The organism is Methylosinus sp. LW3, from assembly GCF_000527115.1.
Classification (GTDB): Bacteria; Pseudomonadota; Alphaproteobacteria; order Rhizobiales; family Beijerinckiaceae; genus Methylosinus.
In genome coordinates this window covers 2,199,782-2,222,497 of record NZ_AZUO01000001.1, presented here as the reverse complement: position 1 = coordinate 2,222,497, position 22,716 = coordinate 2,199,782, and the positions used below count along the sequence as shown (strand labels likewise).

Genomic DNA, 22,716 nt, shown 5'->3' with positions numbered 1-22,716 from the left:
GCGCCGCTCCTTCTCCCGCAGGGCGGGAGAAGGAGCGGCGCTGGTTCAGCTCTGCTCCTCGGACTTGCGTCGCCTCGCCTTCTTCGGCTCGCGCCGCGGGCCTTCCACAAGCCGCACCACCACGCCCCACAGCGTGCGCACATCCTGCTCGGTCATGTTCATGCGGTGAAACATATTGCGCAGATTGCGCGACATCACCGGCTTCTTCGTCTCGGGACGGAAGAATTGCCGCTCGTCGAGATGCTTCTCCAAATAGTCGAAGAAGGCCAGCGTCATCTCGCGGGTGGCGGGCGGCGAGCGCTCGGTGACGTCGAAGGGCAGCGTCTCGCCATGGGCGTAGCGGAACCATTCATAGCCGGTGAGCAGCACCGCCTGCGCCAGATTGAGCGAGGCATAGGCGGGATTGACCGGAAAGGTCAGAATCGAATCGGCGAGCGCGACGTCGTCATTGTCGAGCCCCGTGCGCTCCGGCCCGAACATCACGCCATGACGCTCGCCGGCTTTGATGCGCACGACTGTAGAGGACATTGCGGTCGCGGGCGTCACCACGGGCTTCACCTGTCCCCGCCCGCGCGCCGTCGCCGCATAGACGAAGGAAAGATCGGCGATCGCCTCGCGCACGCTCTCGTAGAGCTTGGCCGAATCGAGCAGATGCGCGGCGCCGGCGGCGGCCGCGTAGGAGGCCTCGCGATACACGGGATCGCGCGTCGGCCAGCCCTCGCGCGGCGCGACGAGCCGCAGATCGGAGAGCCCGAAATTGGCCATGGCGCGCGCGCACATGCCAATATTGACCGCGAGCTGCGGCCGCACGAGCACAATGGTCGGCCCGCCTTCGAGCTTTGGCTTGGTGTGGTCGGTTCCAGCGCCGGTCACGGGATCAATGCTCGGTCTCGCCCATTACGGCGCAAATCAATATCCTCTCGCTTTCACTTCCGCGGCTCTCCTGTCGAGATGAGCGGCCACGTCCTTGCTGCTGTGCTCGCCCCCTTCGGCCAGCGACGCCTCAATCGTCTCGCGCAGCGCCTTCAGCTTCGCCTCGCGCTCCTCCACGAGGCGCAAGCCTTCGCGCATCACCTCGGTCGCCGAGGCGTAGCGGCCCTGCTTGACCAGGGAATCGATGAACTCTTCCCAATGCTTGCCGACGGATACGTTCATGGCGCGCCTCCTCGGCGGAGGATAACACATTATGCGCATAACGTGCTATTTCTGGCGTCGGTCGAATTTTCTCTCGGCCGAGCGCGCCGTAGGCGTCGGCGCCTGAACATTCGGCAGTAGTCGATCAAAATCGCCGTCACGAGACGCGCAAACCGCTTCGCCTCGCAGATTTGCCCATGGCGCCTGCTTTGCCTCGCGCGTTACGCGCGCTATAAGGCCGGCGGCTCACGCGGGGAGAGGCATTTCATGAGCAAGATCAAGGTCGAGAATCCGGTCGTCGAGCTCGACGGCGACGAGATGACCCGGATCATCTGGGCCTATATCAAGGACAAGCTCATCCATCCCTATCTCGATCTCGAGCTGCTCTATTACGATCTCTCCATTCAGAACCGCGACGCCACCAACGATCAGGTGACGATCGACGCCGCCGAGGCGATCAAGACTCACGGCGTCGGCGTCAAATGCGCCACCATCACGCCGGACGAAGCCCGCGTGCAGGAATTCGGCCTGAAGGAAATGTGGAAGTCGCCCAACGGCACGATCCGCAATATTCTGGGCGGCGTCATCTTCCGCGAGCCGATCATCGCCAAGAATGTTCCGCGCCTCGTGCCCGGCTGGACGCAGCCGATCGTCATCGGCCGCCACGCCTTCGGCGATCAATATCGCGCCGTCGATTTCCGCACGCCCGGCAAGGGCCGGCTGACGATGAAATTCGAAGGCGACGATGGGACTGTGATCGAGAAGGAAGTGTTCCGCTTCCCCGGTGCCGGCGTCGCGATGGCGATGTACAATCTCGACGATTCGATCCGCGAGTTCGCCCGCGCCTCGATGAATTTTGCGCTGAACCGCAAATTCCCGCTCTATCTCTCGACCAAGAACACGATTTTGAAAGCCTATGACGGGCGCTTCAAGGATCTGTTCCAGGAAGTGTTCGACGCCGAGTTCAAGACGCAATTCCAGGCCAATGGGCTCACCTATGAGCATCGGCTGATCGACGATATGGTCGCCTCGGCGCTCAAATGGTCCGGCGGCTATGTGTGGGCCTGCAAGAATTACGATGGCGACGTGCAGTCCGACACTGTGGCGCAGGGCTTCGGCTCGCTCGGCCTGATGACCAGCGTGCTGATGACGCCGGACGGCAAGACCGTCGAGGCGGAGGCTGCGCATGGCACGGTGACGCGCCATTATCGCGAGCATCAGAAGGGCCATGCGACCTCGACCAATTCCATCGCCTCCATCTTCGCCTGGACGCGGGCGCTCGCGCATCGCGCCAAGCTCGACGGCAATGAGGCTCTGGCGCGCTTCGCTCTGACGCTGGAGCAGGTCTGCGTCGCCACAGTGGAGCAGGGCTTCATGACCAAGGATCTGGCGCTGCTCGTCGGCCATAATCAGAAATGGCTGTCGACCACCGGCTTCCTGGACAAGATCGATTCCAACCTCGCAGCCGCGCTTCAGGCAGGCAAATGAGACGCGGACGAAGTGATTGTGCTACCCGAGCGGCGCGGCTATATAGACGCCGCGTTCAGGCTTAGGGAGGATTCGCGGCCATGGCGGTGGATCTAGACGCGAGCTACAGACCGTCCGAGCAAGAAGATTTTATGAATGACCGGCAGCGCGAGTATTTTCGGCGCAAGCTGCTCGCGTGGAAAGACGAGATCCTGCAGGAGAGCCGCGACACGCTCGCCACTCTGCAGAGCGAGAACGAAAACCATCCGGACCTCGCGGATCGCGCTTCGTCGGAGACCGATCGTGCGATCGAGCTTCGCGCGCGTGACCGGCAGAGGAAGCTGATCTCCAAGATCGACGCCGCTCTGGCGCGGCTCGAGGACGGCACCTATGGCTATTGCGAGGAGACGGGCGAGCCCATTTCCTTGAAGCGGCTGGATGCACGGCCGATCGCCACTCTGTCGATCGAGGCGCAGGAGCGGCACGAGCGCCGCGAGCGCGTCTATCGGGACGACTGAAAGCGCTTTCTGCTGCTTCTTCTGGATTTGAAACAAAACAGCGCCCGCGGAAAACATCCGCGGGCGCTGTTTTATTTTCAGGGCTTGGATTCCGGCCGGCCCAGCAAGCGGGCCATTTCGGCCTCCAGCGAGTCGAGTGGATCGACAGGCTCGGCGGGCGGCGGCGCGGGCTCCTCCGGCGCAGGCGGCGGGGGCGGTTCGACAGCCACGGGCTCCGGCGGCGGCTCAGGAGTGGGCAGATGCGGCGGCTCCTCGGGAGCGGGCGGCGGCGGAGGGGGGACCTCGGCGGCCGGCGGCGGGACGGGCGGCTTGGCGGCGCGCGACAGGAAAGGCGGCGGCGCGGGCCGCGGCGGGCGCGGCGTCGGGGTGAAGGGCGGCCGCTGCGGCGTGAAGCGCGGCGTTCCGGCGCGGGCAGGCGCCTCGGGCGCAGGCGGCGGAACGGGCTTGGAAGGCGGCGGGCCGAACAGATCCGGCGGCAGCGGGGCGAGACCGGCCGACGGCGGCGGCGCAGGCTCGACCAGCGGCTTGGGAGCCTCGCTCTCCACGGGCGAAGAGGCCTGGCCGAGCGTCGGCGGAAAAGACGGGGCCGGCGCAGGGGCGGGAGCCGGCGCCTGCGGCGCGGCGGAAGGGCCGAGCGGCCAGCCGGGGCCGGCGGAGGGCGCCTCCTTCTCGCGCGGACGCTGCTCGCGGACCTCGACGCGGCTGATCGACGCCTCGACCAGCAGATCATTCGGTCCGCCGATGAGTAGAAGATGCTCGACATTGTCCCGGCGCACGATGACCAGCTGCCGATCGCCATCGACATCGAAAGTATCGACGATATCGAGCCGGCGCGGCCGGTTGCGCGGCCCCGGAGCCTTGATGCGTCGTCCGAACAAGAGCCGGTAGATATAGACGAGCAGCAGCGCCGCGAACAGGAACGCGACAATTGCGGCGAGTATCGGCAGGAGCTGCGACTGTGTGATGCTGGACGGCATGAATCGATTTTTCTTTCGTCGTGACGCGGCGCGAGAATGCAGTCTATCAGCGTTGGACGCAAGCGCGCCTCAAAGGTTAAGCAATGGTTAATAGTGCATTCTTCGTGATTCGCGCTTGCGGAAAATGCGCAAGGACATTGCCATGTGCCCCGGCCGGGGCCATTGTTCCGCCTGATTCTGCCTGCGCCGCAGCGTTTGTGGGCGCAGGAGCCCATCCGACGGCGAGAGACGGCCCGAGATACGGCCAATGAGGCGGCCCATGAAACGATTCATGAGACGATTCCCGTGACCGACAGGACGGCGCCGCCCGCCTATGACCGCACCGAACGCCCCGGCAATGTCGGCCTGGTCCTCGCGCTCGCCATCGTCCTGGTGGGCTCGATCGTCGTGGCCTCGCTGCTGCCGGCGCCGGTCGCGCCCAAATTCGCCGTCGGCCTGCTGGCGCTGCTCGCTGTCGCCGGCGTGTTCTGCGCCTTCGCCTATGCTGTTGGATTTTTGCGCTTTCCGGGCCGTTCCGCGCGGCTCGACATCGCCCGCCAGATCGCCGATTCCTTCTCCGAGGGGCTGCTCGTCACCGAGGGCGACACGCAGATCGTCTACGCCAATGACGCCTATCTCGAGCTCTGCGGCTCGCGCGATCCGGCCGGGCTGCTGACGGTCGAACGTCTGTTCTCGGGGCCGGCGGAAGTGTCGGAGGCGATCTATCGACTGGCCCAGGCGGCCCGCGCCAAGCGCGCCCATGTCGAGGATGTGCGCCTCGTTCCGCCGCTCACCGGCGACGCCGAGGTCGGCTGGTATCGCATTCGCGTGCGCCCTCTCGAGCGCGATGGCGCGCGCCACACGAATCTGTGGACAGTCGTCGACGCCACCGCCGATCGCCAGCGCCAGGAGAATGTCTTCCAGGAGCTTCAGCACGCGATCGACTTCCTCGACCATGCGCCGGCGGGCTTTTTCTCGGCCGGCCCGGACGGGGCGATCTCCTATATGAACAAGACGCTGGCGGGCTGGCTCGGCTATGACCTCACCCAGGTCGGCTCGGGCGGCGTCTCGCTGGCCGATATCGTCGCCAATAATGGCTCGACTCTGCTCACCGCCATCACCGGCGGCTCGGGCGAGGTCCGCACCGCGCAGATCGACCTCGATCTGAAGCGCCGCAACGGCCGCTCGCTGCCGGTGCGGCTGCTGCATCGCGTCGCCTTCGGCCAGGACGGCGCGCCGGGCGCCTCGCGGACCTTGGTGCTCAACCGCACCGCCGGCGAGGAGCCGGAGGAGGATTTGCGCGCCGCCGAGGTGCGTTTCGCACGCTTCTTCAATTCGACGCCCATGGCCATCGCCGCCGTCGATCCGGACGGCAAGGTCACGCGCTCCAACGCCGCCTTCGCCAAGCTGCTGCCGCAAGCGCTGAAGGGCGCCGCCGCCTGGCCCGTGCTGGCCAGCGTCGTCGAGCGCGACCGCGTCGCGCTGAAGGACGCCATTGCCGCGGCTCTGGACAATCGCGGCGACGTGCCGCCCATCGACGCCACGCTGCAGGAGGAGGACGGACTGCCGACGCGCTCGGCGCGTTTCTTCGTCGCCCCCTCGGAGGACGCCGGCAAGAAGGGCGCGACCATTTACGCGCTCGACACCACCGAGCATCGCAAGCTGCAGGAGGGCTTCGCCCAATCGCAGAAGATGCAGGCGGTCGGCCAGCTTGCCGGGGGCGTGGCGCATGATTTCAACAATATGCTCACCGCCATCATCGGCTATTCCGACCTGCTGCTCGCCAATCACCGGCCGACCGATCCGTCCTTCCAGGACATTATCCAGATCAAGCAGACGGCCAATCGCGCCGCCGGCCTCACGCGCCAGCTGCTCGCCTTCTCGCGCCGGCAGACTCTTCGCCCGCAAGTGCTGCAGCTCGGCGACGTGCTGACGGAGCTGCAAATGCTGCTGCGCCGTCTCGTCGGCGAAAAGGTCGAGGTCGATCTCAAGCACGGCCGCGATTTGTGGTTCGTGAAGGCCGACATCAATCAATTCGAGCAGGTCGTCATCAATCTGGTGGTGAACGCCCGTGACGCCATGCCGGAATCGGGCGGACGCATCCAGCTGCGCACGCGCAATATCGCCGCGGGCGAATGCGCCGCCTTCGGCGAGGCCTCGCTCACGCCGGCCGAATATGTGCTGATCGAGGTCGAGGACAATGGCGCGGGCATAGCGCCGGATGTGATGGCCAAGATTTTCGAGCCCTTCTTCACCACAAAAGAGGTCGGCAAAGGCACGGGCCTCGGCCTCTCCATGGTGTTCGGCATCGTCAAGCAGTCGGGCGGATTCGTCTTTCCGGCGAGCGAGCTCGGGCGCGGAACCGTGTTCCGCATCTTCCTGCCGCGCCATGTGCCCGAGGTCGGCGAGATCGCCGCCAAGCCCGAGGCCGCCAAGCCCGCCACCGATTACACGGGGCAGGGGACGATCCTGCTGGTGGAGGATGAGGACGCCGTTCGCGCCTTCGCGGCGCGGGCGCTGGGCTCGCGCGGCTATAATGTGATGGAGGCCGCCTCCGGCCTCGAGGCGCTGGAAGTGGTGGAGCGCGAGGGCCAGCGCATCGACCTCATCGTTTCCGATGTGGTGATGCCGGAGATGGATGGGCCGGCCATGTTCGCCGAATTGCGCAAGCGCGGCGTGACGGCGAAGGTGGTGTTCGTCTCGGGCTATGCCGAGGAGGCTTTCGCCAAGAATCTGCCAGAGGGGGATTTCGGCTTTTTGCCCAAGCCCTTCAGCCTGAAGCAGCTGATCGAGACGGTGAAGGCGAGCCTGGGGTGAGCTGACAAATGTCAATCGATGTTTTACAGTAGCGGCAGGATCAGTGATCGCGAGCTTTCGGCACAAGGGTTTGAAGCGGCTGTTCGAGCAGGATGATCCAAAGGGCGTCAGCGCCGACCAAGTCCGCAAGATCAAGCAGATCCTCGCTCTGCTGGACATTGCCGAAACTCCGGCGGACCTGGAATTGGCGACTTTTCGGCTGCATGCGCTCAAAGGTGAGCTGCGTGGCTTCTGGTCGATCACGGTTCGCGCGAATTGGCGGATCGTTTTTCGTTTGGAAAAGGGAGAGGTCTCAGATGTCGACCTCATCGACTATCACTGAGCGAGGCTGATCATGGCGATGAAAAACCCTCCTCATCCGGGGCAGACCATCGGAGACAGCATCGAGGAAATGGGCGTTTCTGTGAGCGAGGCGGCAAAAGCTCTCGGCGTCACCCGGCAACAGCTGCATAACATCATAGCTGGGCGATCGGCGATAACGCCCGAGATGGCGTTCCGTCTGGAGGCGGCGCTCGGGAGCACGGCTGATGCTTGGCTTCGTCTGCAGGCGAACCATGACCTCTCGCTGGTGCGCGCCAGAGCAGGGTCGATCAAGGTCGAACGGCTCGTCCCTAAATCCGCGTGAAAATAGACGGTCGCTCATCTCTCATGCCATGACGAAAGGCGGGAAATCGCCTATATCCGCGTTATGACCCGCACGGCGCTCTACACTGGTTCCTTCGACCCGCTGACCCTCGGCCATTTGGACGTGATCCGGGCCGGGGCGAGCCTCTGCGACCGCCTCGTCATCGCCATAGGCGCGCATCCGGGCAAGACGCCTCTGGTCCCGCTCGCGCAGCGCGTCGTGCTCATCGAGACGGTCTGCGCCGGGCTTGCGGAGGCCGCTTCCTGTCGCTTCGAGGTGGTCTCCTTCGCCGGCCTCGCGGTGGAGGCGGCGCGCGACCATGGCGCCGGGCTGATCCTGCGCGGATTGCGCGACGGCTCCGATTTCGACTATGAAATGCAGATGGCGGGGATGAATCTCGCCATGGCGCCGGAGATCAGAACCATTTTTCACCCTTCGTCTCCGGCGGTCCGGCACATCACCGCGACGCTCGTGCGGCAGATCGCCTCGCTCGGAGGCGATGTCTCGGCCTTCGTTCCGCCAGAGGCGGCCGAAGTTCTGCGCCGCGCGCTCTCCGGACGCTGACAAAAACAACGCAAAGGGAGGCTCGATTGCCTATCGATCGCCGCAGCTTCACGCTCGCCGCTCTCGCCGCCGCCGCGCTTACCGGCCCGGCCAGCGCGGAGGACGCTCCGCCCCATACGCTCTACCTCGACACCAAGGACGGCCGCATCGTCATCAAGCTGCGCGCCGATATCGCGCCCAAGCATGCGGCGCAGATCGAGACATTGGCCAAGCGCCATTTCTACGATGGAATCGTGTTCCACCGCGTCATCGACGGCTTCATGGCGCAGACCGGCGATCCGACCGGCACGGGCATGGGCAAATCCGACCTGCCGAATATTCCGGCCGAATTCTCCAAGGAGAAATTCGTGCGCGGCACTCTGGGCATGGCGCGCAGCCAGAGCCCGGACTCGGCCAATTCGCAATTCTTCATCTGCCTCGCGCCGGCGCGCTATCTCGAAGAGCAATATACGGTGATCGGCGAGGTCGTCTCCGGCATGGATGTCGTCGACAAGATCAAGAAGGGCGACAAGGCCGACAATGGAAAAGTGTCGAGCCCCGACAAGATCATCAAGCTGCGCCTCGCCGGCGACAATAGCTGATCGCGTCTTTCGCGCTGCGATCCGAGCGCCGCGGCCCTCGGATTGCTTCGCCGGGCGAAATGTAAAACCGACAGGAGTGGACATGTCCGAAGCCGAAAATCTGAAGCTCGAGACGACGCAGGGCGACGTTTTGATCAAGCTGCGCCCCGATCTCGCGCCCAATCATGTGGCGCATATCAAGAAGCTCGTCTCCGAAGGCTTCTACGATGGAATCGTGTTCCATCGCGTCATCGACGGATTCATGGCGCAGACCGGCTGTCCGCACGGCACCGGCGCCGGCGGCTCGAAATATCCGGATTTGAAACAGGAGTTCAACGCCGAGCCGCATGTGCGCGGCACCTGCTCCATGGCGCGCGCGCAAAACCCCGACTCCGCCAATTCGCAATTCTTCATCTGCTTCGACGACGCCCGCTTCCTCGACAAGAAATATACGGTGTGGGGCCAGGTGATCTCCGGCATGGAGAATGTCGACAAGATCAAGCGCGGCGAGCCGGTGAAGGACCCGGACAGGATCGTCAAGGCCTCGCTGGTCTGATTTTCCGCCGCCAATGAAAGTTCGCGCTCCCTTCTCCCGCTCGCGGGAGAAGGTGGCCCGGCGAAGCCGGGTCGGATGAGGGCGCGGCCGCGTCCACGTATCGATATGCGTGGCGAGCCAAAGGATTTTGCCGTGCGGGCGTCGGCCCTCATCCGACCCTCGCTGACGCGAGGGCCACCTTCTCCCACTCGTGGGAGAAGGAGTCGCGCACGATGACTCCGCGAACCGTCTATAGTTCCCCATGCGCGTCGATCTCTTCGATTTCGAGCTTCCGCGAGACCGGATCGCGCTGCGTCCCGCCGAGCCGCGCGACAGCGCGCGTCTGCTCGTCGTTCCGCCGGACGGCGCCTTCCTCGAGCGCTCCATTCGTGATCTGACCGATTTTCTCGCGCCCGGCGATGCGCTCGTCGTCAATGACACGCGCGTCATTCACGCGCGCCTCTCCGGCTTTCGCGCGCGCGGCGAAACGCGCGCCCATATAGAGGCGACGCTGATCGAGCGCGTCGCGGCCGATCGCTGGCGCGCGCTCGTCAAGCCCGCGAAGAAGCTCGCCATCGGCGAGACCGTGTGCTTTGGAGCGGACGGCGCGCTGGCGGCGACGGCGCTCGAGAAGGGCGAGAATGGCGAGATATTGCTCGGCTTCTCGCTCGCGGGAGCCGCGCTGGACGAAGCCGTGGAGGCCGCCGGCGTCATGCCGCTGCCGCCCTATATCGCCGGCCAACGCGCCGCCGACGCGCGCGACGAGACCGATTATCAAACGCTGTTCGCCGCCAACGCCGGCGCCGTCGCCGCGCCGACGGCAGGGCTGCATTTCACGCCGCGCCTCGTCGAAGAGCTGCAGGCGAAAGGCGTATCGCTGCATCGCGTGACGTTGCATGTCGGCGCGGGGACGTTTCTTCCGGTGAAGGTCGAGGACACTGCAGAGCATAAGATGCATTCCGAATGGGGAGCGCTCGACGCCGCGACGGCGCAAGCGCTGAACGAGACGCGCGCGCGGGGAGGGCGCATCATCGCCGTGGGCACGACCGCATTGCGCGTGCTGGAGAGCGCGGCGCGCGAGGACGGAACGCTCGCGGAATTTGCGAGCGACACGGCGATCTTCATCACGCCCGGCTATCGGTTCCGCGCCGTCGATGCGCTGCTCACCAATTTCCATCTGCCGCGTTCGACGCTTTTCATGCTGGTCTGCGCCTTTGCCGGGCTCGAACGCATGCGTGCGGCCTATGCGCATGCGATCGCTTCCGGCTATCGCTTCTATTCCTACGGCGACGCTTGCCTGCTGCTGCGCAAATGAGCGAAGTCGCTTTCCTCGACGTGCGCGTGCTGGCGCTCTGGCGCGACGATCGCACCGAATGTCCGCTGACGCTCGATCTGCGCATAGACGCCGACAGCCGCCGCGTGATCTCGCATTGGGAGACTTTCGGCGCCTGCGATCTTTCCGGCGGCAAATGCCGGCCTTTCGTGCTGCGGCGCGACGGCGCTCTGGATTTCGGCATGGGCGCCGCGGAAGCGTGGCGTACTGATCTACGCAGCGTCGCGATCAAGGTCGGCGAGCGCTTCACCGTGCATTGGAACGAGCGCGATTTCGGCCTTTATGAGATCGTCAAAGTGGCGTCTCTCGGCGCCAAGAGCTGACAATGAGAGACGCATGACCGAGCAATTCGAATTTCGGCTACTCGCGAAGGACGGCGCGGCGCGGCGCGGCCTCGTCTCGACGCCGCGCGGCGAGATACGCACGCCGGCCTTCATGCCCGTGGGCACGGCGGCGACGGTCAAGGCGATGTTTCCGCAGGATGTGCGCGCGACCGGCGCCGATATCGTGCTCGGCAATGTCTATCATCTGATGCTGCGCCCGGGCGCGGAGCGCGTCGCCGCGCTCGGCGGGCTGCATAAATTCATGAATTGGCCGCATCCGATCCTCACCGATTCCGGCGGCTTTCAAGTGATGTCGCTATCGAAGCTGCGCAAGCTGAACGAGGAGGGCGTCGCCTTCCAATCCCATATCGACGGTTCGCGCCATATGCTGACGCCCGAGCGCTCTATGGAGATTCAGCGTCTGCTCGACTCCGACATTCACATGCAATTCGACGAATGCGTGCGCCTGCCTTGCACGGATGCGGAGGCTGAGCGCGCCATGCGCCTGTCGCTGCGCTGGGCGGAGCGCTCGCGCAAAGCTTTCGGCGACGCCAAAGGCAAGGCGCTCTTCGGCATAGTGCAGGGCGGCGCCTCGCCGCCGCTGCGCATAGAGAGCGCGAAGGCGCTGGCCGGCATGGATTTCCACGGCCTCGCCATAGGCGGCCTCGCGGTCGGCGAGCCGCAGGATGTGATGCTGGCGATGCTCGACATCGTCATCCCGCATCTGCCCGAGGAGAAGCCGCGTTATCTGATGGGCGTCGGCACGCCGGACGATATCGTGCAATCCGTGCTGCGCGGCGTCGATATGTTCGATTGCGTGATGCCGACGCGCGCCGGGCGCCATGGCCTCGCCTATACGCGCTTCGGCCGCGTAAATCTCCGTAATGCGCGTCATGCCGACGACGCCGCGCCGCTCGATGAAGGCGCCGCCTGCGCCTCTGCGCGCGATTATTCCCGCGCCTATCTGCATCATCTGGTGAAGGCGCAAGAAATCCTCGGCATGATGCTGCTGACGGAAATCAATGTCGCTTATTATCAGGAGCTGATGGCCGGGCTGCGCGAGGCGATAGAGCAGGGGCGCCTCGCTGATTTCATCGCGGAGACGAAGGAAGGCTGGGCGCGCGGAGAAGCCAAAGCGCTATAGTCGGCATGAACAAGGGTGATTCATGCCCCAAGCGCTCGCTCGCAATCTCGCCTGCTCGGCCGATACGACTCTCGAAGCAGAGCTGCTCGCCTTCGACGCTTTCGGCGCGCCGACGCGGCGGATAGAGGAGGAGGGCCTCCTCTATCTCGTCAATGAATTCTGGACCTCGGCGCAGCGGCAGGCGCATTCGCTGCACGAGATCAGCTATCGCGCCTGCTTCAAGCCGCAGCTGCCGGGCTTTTTCATCTCGCGTCTCACCTCGCCGGGCGAGGCTGTGCTCGATCCCTTCATGGGCCGCGGCACGACGCCGCTCGAGGCCGCGCTGCAAGGGCGGCGGCCCATGGGCGCGGATATCAATCCGCTCTCCATTCTGCTGACGCGCCCGCGCCTGGCGCCGCCGTCGCTCGCGGCCATAGAGAAACGCCTCGCCGAAATCCCTTGGGAGCAAGGCGCGGTCGAGCGCGACGATCTTCACGTCTTCTATCATCCCGAGACTTTGCGCCGCCTCTGCGCGCTGCGGCGTCATTTGCTCGAGCGCGACACGGATGAGATCGACGATTGGATTCGCATGGTCGCGATCAATCGCTTGACCGGCCATTCGCCCGGCTTTTTCTCGGTCTATTCGCTGCCGCCGAACCAGGCGGTTTCCGTCGAGGCGCAGGCCAAGATCAACGCCAAGCGCAAGCAGACGCCGCCCTTGCGCGATGTGGCGGCGCTCATCCTGCGTAAATCGCGCGCGCTGCTCGCCGATGGCGCGCCGCCGCCGCATCGGCCCGCCGTGCTCGCCACCAGCGAAGCCTGGCGCGCGCCCTATGCCGGCGACGCGGAAGTGCGGCTCGTCGTCACCTCGCCGCCCTTTCTGGATGTCGTGCAATATGCGAGCGACAATTGGCTGCGCAATTGGTTCGCCGGCGTCGATACGGATGCGGTGCGCATCTCCGCGCATCGCAGCGAGGCGGAATGGGAACGAATGGTGCGCGCTTGTCTCGCGGAATTCGCGCGCATCGTCGCGCCCGGCGGGCATGTGGCCTTCGAGGTCGGGGAGGTGCGCGGCGGCAAGGTGCTGCTCGAGCGGCTCGTCTGGCGCGCCGCCGAGGGGCTGCCTTTCGAGCGGCTATTCGTGCTGGTGAACAGCCAGAGCTTCACCAAGACCAGCAATTGCTGGGGCGTCGGCAATAACGCCAAAGGCACGAACACGAACCGCGTGGTGACGTTGCGGAGGATTTAGCGTCTCAGCCGACCAGCGCGAATGCTGGATGATAATCGACAGCGCCGAGCGCCATCGTCGACGCCAATGGCAGGGCCATGAAAAGCTCCGGCGGACCTCCAGCGAAGCGAAGTCCGGCATGGGACCGGAATCCGAAACGGCCGTAATATTTGGGCTCGCCGAAGACGACGCATCCGCCGGCGCCGGCGGCGCGGAGCAGCGCCAGGCCGGCATCGATCAGCGCGGCGGCGACGCCCTGGCGCCGATGCTCAGACAGCACGGCGACCGGTCCGAGGCCGAACCAGCCGAGCGCAGCTCCGTCGATCGTGACAGGCGAGATGGCGATATGGCCGACGATGAATTCGGCTTCGGCGACGAGCGAGATGGTCAGAGCGCCGGCCTCGCGCAGCGCGTCCACGAGCTCTCCCTCCCGCCCCTTGCTGAACGGATGGTCTCGGAAGGCGGCGCTGTGCACGTCGCCTATCGCGACGCGATCTGCTGCGCTCTCGTCTCGAATGAGCATGTGCGACGCCTTTGATCGGGCCGGTCCCTGGGCTAATACTGTCGGCATGCCGCGCTACCGTCAACGCCGAGCCGCCCCATGACCTCCAAAACCACCCGCGATATCGTCGCCGCCGCCGGCGCCTGCGTCGCTTGCACCGCCGCTGCCGCAGCGCTTCCGCTGGGCTTCGTGCGGCTCGCCGATCTCGCGCCGCAGATCGTGCAGGATATGCGCTACGCCGGCGCCGATAATTTCACGGGCCGCCCGGTGCCCGGCTATAAGGCCGCGCAATGCTGGCTGCGCGAGGATGCGGCGAAGGCGCTCATCGCCGTGCAGGGCGAGGCGAAGCGCCAAGGCTTCGAGCTCATCCTTTATGATTGCTACCGCCCGCGTCGCGCCGTCGCCGCCTTCATCGATTGGGCGAAAGGCCCGGACGAGAGCATGAAGGCGCAATATTATCCGCATGAGAACAAGCGCGACCTCTTCGCGCGCGGCTATATCGCCGAGAAATCCTCGCATTCGACCGGGCTCGCCGTCGATCTCGGCGTGCTGGGCTGGGATTTCGGCACGCCTTTCGACTTTTTCGACGAACGGTCCTGGACCGCCAACAAGGATGTGAGCAGCGAGGCGCAGGAGCATCGCCGCCGCCTCGAGACGCTGATGCGCAGCCACGGCTTCCACAATCTGCCGACCGAATGGTGGCACTTCGCCTTCACCGGCGCGGGCGCGGCGCCGAGCTTCGACGTGGAGATCGAATAATCAGCCGTCCGATCGTGAGCCCTCCTTGCCGAGCCGCTCGAACAAATAGCCGAGCATGCCGAGCGAGAGCTCGGTCTCCGGCGAGAAGACGCGGCCGATGTTCTCGAGCTCGAGCAGCTTCGCCTCCGCCTCGTCGCGGGCGCGCAGCGCGACGCCCACGTTGGGATTGACCCTTCTCGCCGCGGAGATCATCCGCTGGAGATCGCAGCTGTCGGCGGTCGTCGCGACGATCAGCTCGCTCGCCCGCGCGATATGCGCCTGGACCAGCGAGGCGGGCTCTGAGGCGTCGCCACAGACGGCGGCGATATCTTGCGCGCGTAGCGACTCCACCAGCTCGCGATTCTGCTCGATCACCACGAAAGGCGTGCGCCATTCGAGCAGCTTCTCGCCGATCCGACGGCCGACGCGCCCATAGCCGACCAGAACGATCTGACCGGTCAGTCGCGCATCGTCGACGCTCGCCGGCAATTCCGCGAGCGGATCCAAGGAGCGCGCTTTTTGTCCCAGCCGTACGCGAATCGGCTCGATCGCGACGAAAATCAGTGAATTGAGCGCAATGGAGACCAGCGCGCCGGCGAGAATGAGATTGCGGCCGTCCGGCGAGATGAGGCCGAGCGAGACGCCGAGCCCGGCCAGAATGAAAGAGAATTCGCCGATCTGCGCGAGGCTGGCGCCGACGGTCAGCGCCGTGTCCAGCGGATAGCGCAGCGCGAGGGTGAGGCCGACGGCGGCCAGCGTCTTGCCCACCATCACAATGCCGACGACGGCGAGCACGCGCCAGGGCTCCTCGACGAAAGCGCGCGGATCGAAGGCCATGCCGACCGAGACGAAGAACAGGACGGAGAAAGCGTCGCGCAGCGGCAGAGATTCGTCGGCGGCGCGATGGCTGAACTCGGATTCGCGCATCATCATGCCGGCGAAAAAGGCGCCCAGCGCGAAGGAGACGTCGAAGAGCTTGGCCGAGCCATAGGCGACGCCGATCGCCGTGGCGACGACGCAGAGCGTGAACAGTTCGCGCGAGCCGACGCCCGCCACCCAGAACAAGAGGCGCGGGAACAGCCAGCGCCCGACCACCAGCATCAAAATGACGAAGGCCGCCACTTTGGCGAGCGTCAGGCCGACGATCGGCCATAGATTCGTCTCGCCGGCCAGGGCGTCCGGATCGCCGCCGCCGAGCAGGCCGGCGGCCGGCGGCAGCAGCACCAGCAGCAGCACGGTCGCCAAATCCTCGACGACGAGCCAGCCGATGGCGATGCGGCCGTTGATCGTGTCCATCTCGCCGCGCTCCTCCAACGCGCGCAGCAGCACCACGGTGCTGGCGCAGGAGAGCGAGAGGCCGAATATCAGAGCAGCGCCGAAATGCCAGCCCCAATAGCTGGCGACGCCGACGCCCAGCGCCGTGGCGATAGCCATCTGCACCACCGCCCCCGGCGCGGCGATGCGACGGACGGAAAGGAGATCGTCGATCGAAAGATGCAGGCCGACGCCGAACATCAGCAGAATAATGCCGATCTCGGCGAGCTGATCGGCGAGGCCGACATCGGCCACGAAGCCGGGCGTCGCCGGGCCGATCAATATTCCGGCGAAGAGATAGCCGACGAGCGGGGAGAGCCGCAGCTTGGCGGCGATGAGCCCCATGAAAAGCGCGAGGCCGAGCGCGGCGGCGAGGGTCGTGACGAGATCGACGCCGTGTTGCATCTTCCCTCCTGGAAACAAGACCCTCGAATAGAGCAATTCGAGCGCCAGAGGAAAGGAGGGGGTCAGTCGGCGCTGGGCAGGCGGCGGATGGTGAATTCGATGCGGCCATCCTCGAGCTCTCGCCAGAACTCGATCTCGGTCATATAGGCGGCTTTGGGATAGAGGTCGAACCATTCGCGCGCCTTGGCGCGGGCCTCGCCGCGCTCGAGCGTGAAGGTCTCCCGGCGCCAGCTATCGCTGCGCGCGCTTTTGATGCTGCGGGCGCGATCGGCGAGCCGACGCGCCACGTCTCTCGGCTGTCTGGTCTCGACGCTCATACGCAACTCCCGCGGCCGACCGGGGAATGATAGCGCGCCGAGCGGTGAAAAGAAAAGCCGTACGCACGGACATGCAGCGGATTTTCCGCCTCGCGCGCGAGCGTGGGGCCTGCCGGCGCCTCTGGCCGCGGCGCGGCGGCGCCCTAGGATTTTCGCCGAGCGCCCCAGCGGAGCCGGACAGGAAATATGTCTCAAAATCGTCAGCCGCATATTTTGACCGCGGCCTCCAATCTGCTGGGCATCTGCTTCGTGCTGATCACCGGCCTCAAGATCAGCAAGGTGAGCGACAGCACGCTGCTCGACGAGGTGGCCATGGTCTCCGCGGTCGGCTTCGTCGGAGCCTGCCTCTTCTCCTTCGTCTCGCTGCTGCAGCTGCGGACGCCGCTCAATTATGAGCTGATCGCCGATCTTCTATTCGTCGTCGCCATGCTCTGCCTGTTCGCGGCGGTGCTGATGTTCGGACGCAGCCTGCTATAGCCTCGACGGGCGCAGCGCGTCGCGCGCCGCCTCCTCGACGAGCCGCGTCACCGTCGCCGGATCGCGCGGGAAGCCGGCGCGGATCCATTTCGCCTGCAATTCCTTCAGCACGGCGCCCAATGCGCGGCCGGGCGTGAGCCCGCGCGCCATGAGATCGGCGGCCTTCACGGGAAAATCCGGCGCCGGGGTCTCGGCGAGGAAACGCGCGCCCCGCAGCCAGAATTCCGCATCGGCGGCGGCGGGGCTCTCCGCATGGACCAGCGCCAGCGCATCGCGGGCGGCTCCGCGGCCTTGCTCGAAGAGGAGCCGCAGCAGCTCCAGCTCCCGCGGCGGCGAGGCCGCGCCATGGAGCCCTTCCAGCAAACGCGCCGCATGGGCGAGGCGGCGATGCTCGGCGTTGGAGAGCCGCAGCCGATCGCGCAGCCGATCGGCGTCCTCGGGAATGAGAACGCAGAGCGCGCCGAGGCGCAGCAGCGGATCGGCGGCGTGGGAGAGCGCCGCCTCGACCGCGACCAGACGCTCGAGCCGCGCCGGAAAGCTCGCGCCGACGACGACCTCGAGCACGCCCGCCTGCGAGATTTCGCGCGCCACCTCGACCGCCCGCGGCGCGGCGAGCAGCTTCAGCGTCTCGGCGCGGATGCGCTCGCCGGAGAGCTTGGCGAGGCTCGCGCGGGCGATGATCGCCGCATGCAATCCGGCTGCGTCCAGCGGTCCCTCGCCGAAAGCGGCGTGAAAGCGGAAGAAGCGCAGCACGCGCAAATGATCCTCGGCGATGCGCGTCGAAGGATCGCCGATAAAGCGCACGCGGCGCGCCTCTATATCCTCGCGTCCGCCAGTGTAATCATGCAGCCGCCCGTCCGGCGAGAGAGACAGCGCATTGATGGTGAAGTCGCGGCGCAGCGCGTCCTTCTCGAAATCATCGCCGAAGCGCACCTTGGCGTGGCGGCCGAAGGTCTCGACATCCTCGCGCAGCGTCGTCACCTCGAAGGGCGTTCCCTCGACGACGATCGTCACCGTGCCGTGATCTATGCCGGTCGGCACGCTCTTGAGCCCCGCCGCCTCGGCCGCCTTGGTCACGGCCTCGGGCAGAGCGGCGGTGGCGAGGTCGATCTCATGCGGCGGACGGCCGAGCAGCGAGTCGCGCACGGCGCCGCCGACGATGCGCGTCTCGCCACCGGTGGCGCGCAGGGCCTCGAGCAGGCGGATGATCTTGGGATTGTCGAGCAGGCGGTTCGGCAAATCACTGAAAGCGGCCGGGCGCGAGCCGGCCGTCCTCTATATGCGCCGGGACATAGGTCCCTTCGTTGCGCGGCGACAACAGCGCGAGAAAAATAAAGCCGGCGACGCCGATGGCGAGGCCGGCGATGGTCAGCGACGAGACGACGCCGCGCGTCCATAGCGCGGCCACGAAAGGCCAGCGCCGACGCGCCAGAAGATAGACCGCATAGGCGACGAAAGGCGTGACGAAGAGCAACGCCGGTTGAACGATGACCCGCCACATTGGGACGCCTCGCACGAAGGGCGATTTTCTCGGGGTGGGAATCGCCGCGCTGAACCTCGCGCGATCATAGCACGCGGTGAAGGCGCGCCGAGCGCGGCTAACTTTAGCGCAGTTACAAATAATTAGCCTTGCTCACAAACTCTCTGCCGGGAATCGTCTCAATTTTTTGAAAAGGATTTGGGGTCATTCTCGCTTCCAATTTTTCCCGAGCCCCTTGTGTCCCGGGCTCCCGCGAATGTCTCTCATTCGCTCATAGACGACGGTGCGGATCCAAATCCGCGGCATGACGCCATCACCGTCGAGCCGGTTGGACTCCGGCCTGTCCTCCCCGCCATTCGGAAGGAGCGCTCGTTCGCGCGCGTTTCGTCGCACCATGGAGTCCCGCATGCGCAGACCGGCGCCTCGCTCATTCGCCGACGATTCCTTCGGCTCCGTCGCCGTCATTTTCGGCATTTCCGCGCTTGCTCTGGTGGGCGCGGTGGGGCTCGGGATCGACACTTATCGCGTGCAGAACACGCAAGCGGGGCTGAAGCGGGTCGCCGACGCGACTTGCCGGCAGATCTCCAGCGCCTCGACGGTGAATTACCCGACCTCGGGCGACGTCGTCGCCATGGCGCGGCGCTACGCCACGGGCGAGCTCGGCTCCAATTCTTCGACCTCCGGCGCTTCCGTCTCCCTCACCGATGCGGGCTCGACCTATTCGCTGGCCTTGACGCAGACGGTGCGCTCGACCTTAGGCGCGGCGCTCGGCTATCGCGGCTCCGATCTCGCCGTGCGCGCGCAATGCGCCAAGACCTCGACGACGCAATATCAATGCACGGGCGGCTCCTATATCTACGCCGCCAATAATGTCGCCGGCCAGACGCTCGCCATGAGCAAGCTCGCGGCGCTCTCGCAGACGTCGAGCCCCACGCAATATGTCGTGAGCTACGCCAGTCTCGATTCGTCGAACGCCACGCAGCTGCTCTCGCGCAATGTGATCAGCGCCGATTACGTCATTCCCGCCGCCACGGCCGCCGCCACCAGCGTCTTCGTCCATGACGTCAACAAGGACGGAAGCATGCCACAATTCTGCGAGGACGCTCTGCCATACACGTCCTCGTCCAGCTCGAGCGGCGGCTCGTCGAGCTCTGGCGGGTCGTCATCGGCCTATTGCTCCGCCAGCGCCTATGTGCGCTCCGCGCGCACGGAGACGATGAGCAATTCCAGCTATTCGGGAACCGTCTCCCTCTCGCCGTCGCCGTCCGCCGGGCTCTCGACCCTCGCGCTCACGACGACCGTGCTGAATGGCGCGAAATCCGGCCCCTATACGGTGACATTCAACGTGTCGAAGGGCTTCGCCGCTTCAGCCTCGGTGACGCAGGTGACGGGCGCTGGCGGCGCGGTCTACACGACCACCGACGAGCAGGCCTATCTCTTCAATGTCGCAGCCGGCAAATTCGGCACCATGATGACCGACGTCGTCGGCGCCGGATGGAAGCTCGTCTATGTGAAAAGCCATACGGACGCGGTCTGGGAGGATCTCAACGGCGCCTGCAACGACATCAGCTCGCCGATCGCGCTCGATCTCATCGGCCTCGGACGCATAGAAACGACCGGAGTCTCGACGGCGATCGACGCCATTCGCCGGGCGGTCGGACGCACGGTCTCGCTGCGCACGCCGGACGGTCCGACGCGCATCGAATGGCTCACCGGCAATGGGCAAGGTTTCCTCGTCGACAATCGCGACGGCCGCGCCGAGACGGACATGTCCTCTGCGCGTCTCTTCGGCCCGACCGACACGACGTCGGATGGGTTCGAGACGCTCGCCAAGCTCGATCATAGCGGCTCCGGCGTCCTGACGGGCCGCGACCTCGAAGGTCTCGCTGTGTGGATCGACGACGGCGACGGAATCGTGCAGCGCGGCGAGATCGAGACTCTCGCCGCGCTCGGCGTCACCGCGATCGACGCCAATTGGAAAAAGACGATCGACGCCGACGGCCATATGAAGATGCAGTCTCACGCCATTCGCAATGGCGCGCCGATCATGATCGAGGACATATGGCTCGCGACCGCGAGAGACGCGCAAATCGCCGCCGCGACGGAGGCGGGCAAGTGAAGCAGCGAGGGAAACAGCTAGGGAAGACGCGCGCGAGAACGTTCGCGCGCAATTGCTCCGGCGCGAGCGTGGTCGAATTCGCCTTCTTGTCGCCCGTGCTGATCTTCACCGTGATCTCGGTGATCCAGCTCGGCATCAATTACATGGAGACGAGCGCGATTCAGACCGGCGCCTTCCTGCTCGCCCGCGCGATCAGCTCCTCCTCCTCGCCGCCGACCGACGCGGCATCCGCGAAGACCATCGTGCTCGGCGCCAATATGGCGACGCAGAAGGCGCAGGATGTGATCGTCTCCGTCTCGCCGCTCTCGACGACGGCCATGGCCTCCATGCCGACGCAACCGACGGCGGACAGCTTCTCGCTGCCGGGGGCGTCCTCGGCCGTGCTGGTTCGCGTCGTCGCCAAGCGCACGAGCCTCGTGCCGTTCAATCTGCTCGCCAACAATGTCTGGTCGAGCATAGTGAACAAGAAGATCGATTATTCCGTCGTCACGGTGACGCCCAATGCGTGAGCGCGCTTTTGCACGCTTCGGTTTTCGTGGACATCGCGCGCGGAGCGGCATCGTCGCGGTCGAGTTCGGATTGCTCGCGCCGGTTCTCGTCATGCTGATGCTCGGCGTCGTCGAGAGCTGCCGGGCCTTGCTCGCCTATCGCAATGTCGCGCAAATGACCGAATCCCTCGCCTGGACGGCGCAGACGCTCGTCACGCCGGCGACGTCGACCGCCAACGCCTCGCTTCCAACCAGCGCGAAAACCATTCTCGGAAACATTATTTTTGTGATGCAGGGCGCCACGGCGCCCGCCAACCTCAATGTGTCGGTGCGATATTTGGCAAAATCCATGACCAGCGGCTCGATCTCGGAAACCGTGCTCTACATGACGGCGACGGCGCCGACCGCCAATAATTCGGGCATCACCACCAATATGATGAGTGGCGACACGCGCATCGTCGCGCAGAGCGTCTATGTCTATAATCTCCTGATCGGGATCAGCGTCTCCTTATCCTCGCGCTATTCCCTCTGAGCGCGGTTGCGAGCGTCAAAAAGCCATTTTTGCCGGCGAACCCGTCTGTCCGGGCGCGCCGCGCCTCCGGCCGAAATTAAACATTCTTTAACGTCGACAAGCGTCCTTTCCGGCTTATCCTAGGGGGAAACTGCGACGCGGCCGTCGTCGCCGATCGAAGGACAGTCAATGACCGAGCAAGATTTGGCGAGCGCTCCCGCCGCCGCAGCCGAGCGTGTCTTGGAAGAGATCGGCCGCGCCCGCGCCGCCGTCTCCACCGTGATCTTCGGTCAGGAGGAGGCGGTCGAGCAGGCGCTCGTCACTCTGCTCGCCGGCGGACACGGCCTGCTCGTCGGCGTGCCGGGCCTCGCCAAGACCAAGCTCGTCGAGACATTGGGCCGCGTGCTCGGTCTCGATGAGCGGCGCGTGCAATTCACACCTGATCTTCTGCCGGCCGATATTCTGGGCTCCGAGGTGCTCGAGGAGACCGCCGATAAAAAGCGCGTCTTCCGCTTCGTCAAAGGCCCGATCTTCGCGCAATTGCTGATGGCGGACGAGATCAACCGCGCCTCTCCGCGCACGCAATCGGCGCTGCTGCAGGCGATGCAGGAATATCATGTGAGCGTCGCCGGCGAGCGCCACGATCTGCCGCGGCCCTTCCATGTGCTGGCGACGCAAAATCCGCTGGAGCAGGAGGGAACTTATCCTCTGCCGGAGGCGCAGCTCGATCGTTTTCTTCTCCAGATCGACGTCGATTATCCCGACCGCGCCAGCGAGCGGCGCATATTGCTGGAGACGACGGGCGATCGTGTGATCGAGGCGCGCAAGACTCTCTCTGCGCAGGAGCTGATCGCGGCGCAGAGGCTGGTGCGGCAATTGCCGGTCGGCGACAAGGTCGTCGATGCGATACTCGATCTCGTGCGCGCCGCGCGGCCGGGGGAGGGCGATCCAGAGATCGCGCCCCATGTCGCCTGGGGTCCCGGCCCGCGTGCGGCGCAGTCCCTCATGCTCGCAACGCGCGCCCGCGCGCTGCTCGCCGGGCGGCTGTCGCCGTCGCTGGACGATGTGGCCGCGCTCGCCGCGCCGGCGCTACGCCATCGCATGGCGCTGACCTTCGCCGCGCGCGCGCAGGGCAAGACCATCGCCGGCCTCGTCGAGAAGCTCGTCTCGAGGATCGGCTGA

The 22,716-nt window shown here is 65.5% G+C and carries 26 protein-coding genes; 18 read left to right on the top strand and 8 right to left on the bottom strand.

Going from position 1 to position 22,716, the window contains the following annotated elements:
* Positions 1-45 precede the first annotated feature (45 nt).
* Both METLW3_RS0111280 and METLW3_RS0111275 read right to left on the bottom strand, forming a co-directional pair.
* A complete protein-coding gene (locus tag METLW3_RS0111280; RefSeq protein WP_024880018.1) occupies positions 46-873 on the bottom strand; it encodes an RNA methyltransferase in 828 nt (275 codons plus the stop codon).
* Positions 874-909: 36 nt separating this feature from the next.
* Positions 910-1,155 carry a type II toxin-antitoxin system ParD family antitoxin gene (locus METLW3_RS0111275; RefSeq protein ID WP_024880017.1) on the bottom strand — a complete coding sequence of 82 codons (246 nt, stop codon included), beginning with the start codon at positions 1,153-1,155 and terminating at the stop codon, positions 910-912.
* Positions 1,156-1,401: 246 nt separating this feature from the next.
* On the opposite strand from METLW3_RS0111275, the gene METLW3_RS0111270 reads away from it, so the two are divergent.
* Both METLW3_RS0111270 and dksA read left to right on the top strand, forming a co-directional pair.
* Positions 1,402-2,622 (top strand): NADP-dependent isocitrate dehydrogenase, encoded by a 1,221-nt coding sequence (locus METLW3_RS0111270; protein ID WP_024880016.1) that lies wholly within the window; start codon positions 1,402-1,404, stop codon positions 2,620-2,622.
* Positions 2,623-2,702: 80 nt separating this feature from the next.
* Positions 2,703-3,119, top strand: a complete 417-nt coding sequence (gene dksA, locus METLW3_RS0111265; protein ID WP_024880015.1) for an RNA polymerase-binding protein DksA — start codon at positions 2,703-2,705, stop codon at positions 3,117-3,119.
* A 77-nt stretch (positions 3,120-3,196) separates the two neighbouring features.
* Here the strand turns inward: dksA and METLW3_RS26840 are convergent, their stop codons facing one another.
* Positions 3,197-4,096, bottom strand: a complete 900-nt coding sequence (locus METLW3_RS26840) for a flagellar biosynthetic protein FliO (RefSeq protein ID WP_024880014.1) — start codon at positions 4,094-4,096, stop codon at positions 3,197-3,199.
* A 285-nt stretch (positions 4,097-4,381) separates the two neighbouring features.
* Between METLW3_RS26840 and METLW3_RS0111255 the strand changes: the two genes are divergently transcribed.
* The 10 genes from METLW3_RS0111255 (at position 4,382) to METLW3_RS0111210 (ending at position 13,204) form a co-directional block, all read left to right on the top strand.
* A complete protein-coding gene (locus tag METLW3_RS0111255) occupies positions 4,382-6,892 on the top strand; it encodes a PAS domain-containing sensor histidine kinase (protein WP_024880013.1) in 2,511 nt (836 codons plus the stop codon).
* Between the two features lie 43 nt (positions 6,893-6,935).
* Positions 6,936-7,214 carry a type II toxin-antitoxin system RelE/ParE family toxin gene (locus tag METLW3_RS0111250; protein ID WP_024880012.1) on the top strand — a complete coding sequence of 93 codons (279 nt, stop codon included), beginning with the start codon at positions 6,936-6,938 and terminating at the stop codon, positions 7,212-7,214.
* 12 nt (positions 7,215-7,226) lie between these two features.
* Positions 7,227-7,517 (top strand): HigA family addiction module antitoxin, encoded by a 291-nt coding sequence (locus tag METLW3_RS0111245; RefSeq protein WP_024880011.1) that lies wholly within the window; start codon positions 7,227-7,229, stop codon positions 7,515-7,517.
* A 63-nt stretch (positions 7,518-7,580) separates the two neighbouring features.
* A complete protein-coding gene (gene coaD / locus METLW3_RS0111240; protein ID WP_024880010.1) occupies positions 7,581-8,081 on the top strand; it encodes a pantetheine-phosphate adenylyltransferase in 501 nt (166 codons plus the stop codon).
* Positions 8,082-8,107: 26 nt separating this feature from the next.
* Positions 8,108-8,662, top strand: coding sequence for a peptidylprolyl isomerase (locus METLW3_RS0111235; protein WP_024880009.1), 555 nt, complete (start codon positions 8,108-8,110; stop codon positions 8,660-8,662).
* A gap of 82 nt (positions 8,663-8,744) precedes the next feature.
* Complete coding sequence (locus METLW3_RS0111230) at positions 8,745-9,197, top strand: peptidylprolyl isomerase (RefSeq protein ID WP_024880008.1); 453 nt, start codon at positions 8,745-8,747, stop codon at positions 9,195-9,197.
* A gap of 241 nt (positions 9,198-9,438) precedes the next feature.
* Positions 9,439-10,491: a tRNA preQ1(34) S-adenosylmethionine ribosyltransferase-isomerase QueA gene (gene queA, locus METLW3_RS0111225; RefSeq protein ID WP_024880007.1), complete on the top strand. Its 1,053-nt coding sequence runs from the start codon at positions 9,439-9,441 to the stop codon at positions 10,489-10,491.
* Entirely contained in the window at positions 10,488-10,832 is a 345-nt protein-coding gene (locus METLW3_RS0111220) for a hypothetical protein (protein ID WP_024880006.1), read from the top strand. The genes queA and METLW3_RS0111220 overlap by 4 nt, the downstream gene beginning before the upstream one ends.
* A 13-nt stretch (positions 10,833-10,845) precedes the next feature.
* Positions 10,846-11,976, top strand: a complete 1,131-nt coding sequence (tgt, locus tag METLW3_RS0111215) for a tRNA guanosine(34) transglycosylase Tgt (RefSeq protein ID WP_024880005.1) — start codon at positions 10,846-10,848, stop codon at positions 11,974-11,976.
* 22 nt (positions 11,977-11,998) lie between these two features.
* Entirely contained in the window at positions 11,999-13,204 is a 1,206-nt protein-coding gene (locus METLW3_RS0111210) for a DNA methyltransferase (protein ID WP_024880004.1), read from the top strand.
* A 4-nt stretch (positions 13,205-13,208) separates the two neighbouring features.
* Here the strand turns inward: METLW3_RS0111210 and METLW3_RS0111205 are convergent, their stop codons facing one another.
* Entirely contained in the window at positions 13,209-13,706 is a 498-nt protein-coding gene (locus METLW3_RS0111205; RefSeq protein WP_024880003.1) for an N-acetyltransferase, read from the bottom strand.
* Positions 13,707-13,784: 78 nt separating this feature from the next.
* Between METLW3_RS0111205 and METLW3_RS0111200 the strand changes: the two genes are divergently transcribed.
* The gene (locus tag METLW3_RS0111200) at positions 13,785-14,444 is read left to right on the top strand and encodes a M15 family metallopeptidase (protein WP_024880002.1); all 660 of its coding nucleotides are present in this window, start codon (positions 13,785-13,787) and stop codon (positions 14,442-14,444) included.
* Here METLW3_RS0111200 and METLW3_RS0111195 read toward each other — a convergent pair whose 3' ends face one another.
* Together METLW3_RS0111195 and METLW3_RS0111190 are read right to left on the bottom strand one after the other, a co-directional pair.
* Positions 14,445-16,142 carry a cation:proton antiporter gene (locus METLW3_RS0111195; protein WP_024880001.1) on the bottom strand — a complete coding sequence of 566 codons (1,698 nt, stop codon included), beginning with the start codon at positions 16,140-16,142 and terminating at the stop codon, positions 14,445-14,447. It lies immediately after the preceding gene.
* A gap of 62 nt (positions 16,143-16,204) precedes the next feature.
* Positions 16,205-16,459: a hypothetical protein gene (locus METLW3_RS0111190; RefSeq protein ID WP_024880000.1), complete on the bottom strand. Its 255-nt coding sequence runs from the start codon at positions 16,457-16,459 to the stop codon at positions 16,205-16,207.
* Between the two features lie 186 nt (positions 16,460-16,645).
* Between METLW3_RS0111190 and METLW3_RS0111185 the strand changes: the two genes are divergently transcribed.
* Complete coding sequence (locus tag METLW3_RS0111185) at positions 16,646-16,936, top strand: hypothetical protein (RefSeq protein ID WP_024879999.1); 291 nt, start codon at positions 16,646-16,648, stop codon at positions 16,934-16,936.
* On the opposite strand, the gene METLW3_RS0111180 is transcribed toward METLW3_RS0111185, so the two are convergent.
* Both METLW3_RS0111180 and METLW3_RS0111175 read right to left on the bottom strand, forming a co-directional pair.
* Positions 16,931-18,175, bottom strand: coding sequence for a CCA tRNA nucleotidyltransferase (locus tag METLW3_RS0111180; protein WP_024879998.1), 1,245 nt, complete (start codon positions 18,173-18,175; stop codon positions 16,931-16,933). The two genes, METLW3_RS0111185 and METLW3_RS0111180, sit on opposite strands and share 6 nt — an antisense overlap.
* Position 18,176: 1 nt before the next feature.
* On the bottom strand, positions 18,177-18,437 hold the full coding sequence (locus METLW3_RS0111175; protein ID WP_024879997.1) for a DUF6111 family protein: 261 nt from the start codon (positions 18,435-18,437) through the stop codon (positions 18,177-18,179).
* A gap of 385 nt (positions 18,438-18,822) precedes the next feature.
* Here METLW3_RS0111175 and METLW3_RS0111170 point away from each other — a divergent pair, with 385 nt between their 5' ends.
* The 4 genes from METLW3_RS0111170 (at position 18,823) to METLW3_RS0111155 (ending at position 22,716) form a co-directional block, all read left to right on the top strand.
* Complete coding sequence (locus tag METLW3_RS0111170; RefSeq protein ID WP_024879996.1) at positions 18,823-20,535, top strand: pilus assembly protein TadG-related protein; 1,713 nt, start codon at positions 18,823-18,825, stop codon at positions 20,533-20,535.
* 68 nt (positions 20,536-20,603) lie between these two features.
* Entirely contained in the window at positions 20,604-21,044 is a 441-nt protein-coding gene (locus tag METLW3_RS0111165; protein WP_134188067.1) for a hypothetical protein, read from the top strand.
* Positions 21,037-21,555: a TadE/TadG family type IV pilus assembly protein gene (locus METLW3_RS0111160; protein WP_024879994.1), complete on the top strand. Its 519-nt coding sequence runs from the start codon at positions 21,037-21,039 to the stop codon at positions 21,553-21,555. The genes METLW3_RS0111165 and METLW3_RS0111160 overlap by 8 nt, the downstream gene beginning before the upstream one ends.
* Positions 21,556-21,723: 168 nt before the next feature.
* On the top strand, positions 21,724-22,716 hold the full coding sequence (locus tag METLW3_RS0111155; protein WP_024879993.1) for a MoxR family ATPase: 993 nt from the start codon (positions 21,724-21,726) through the stop codon (positions 22,714-22,716).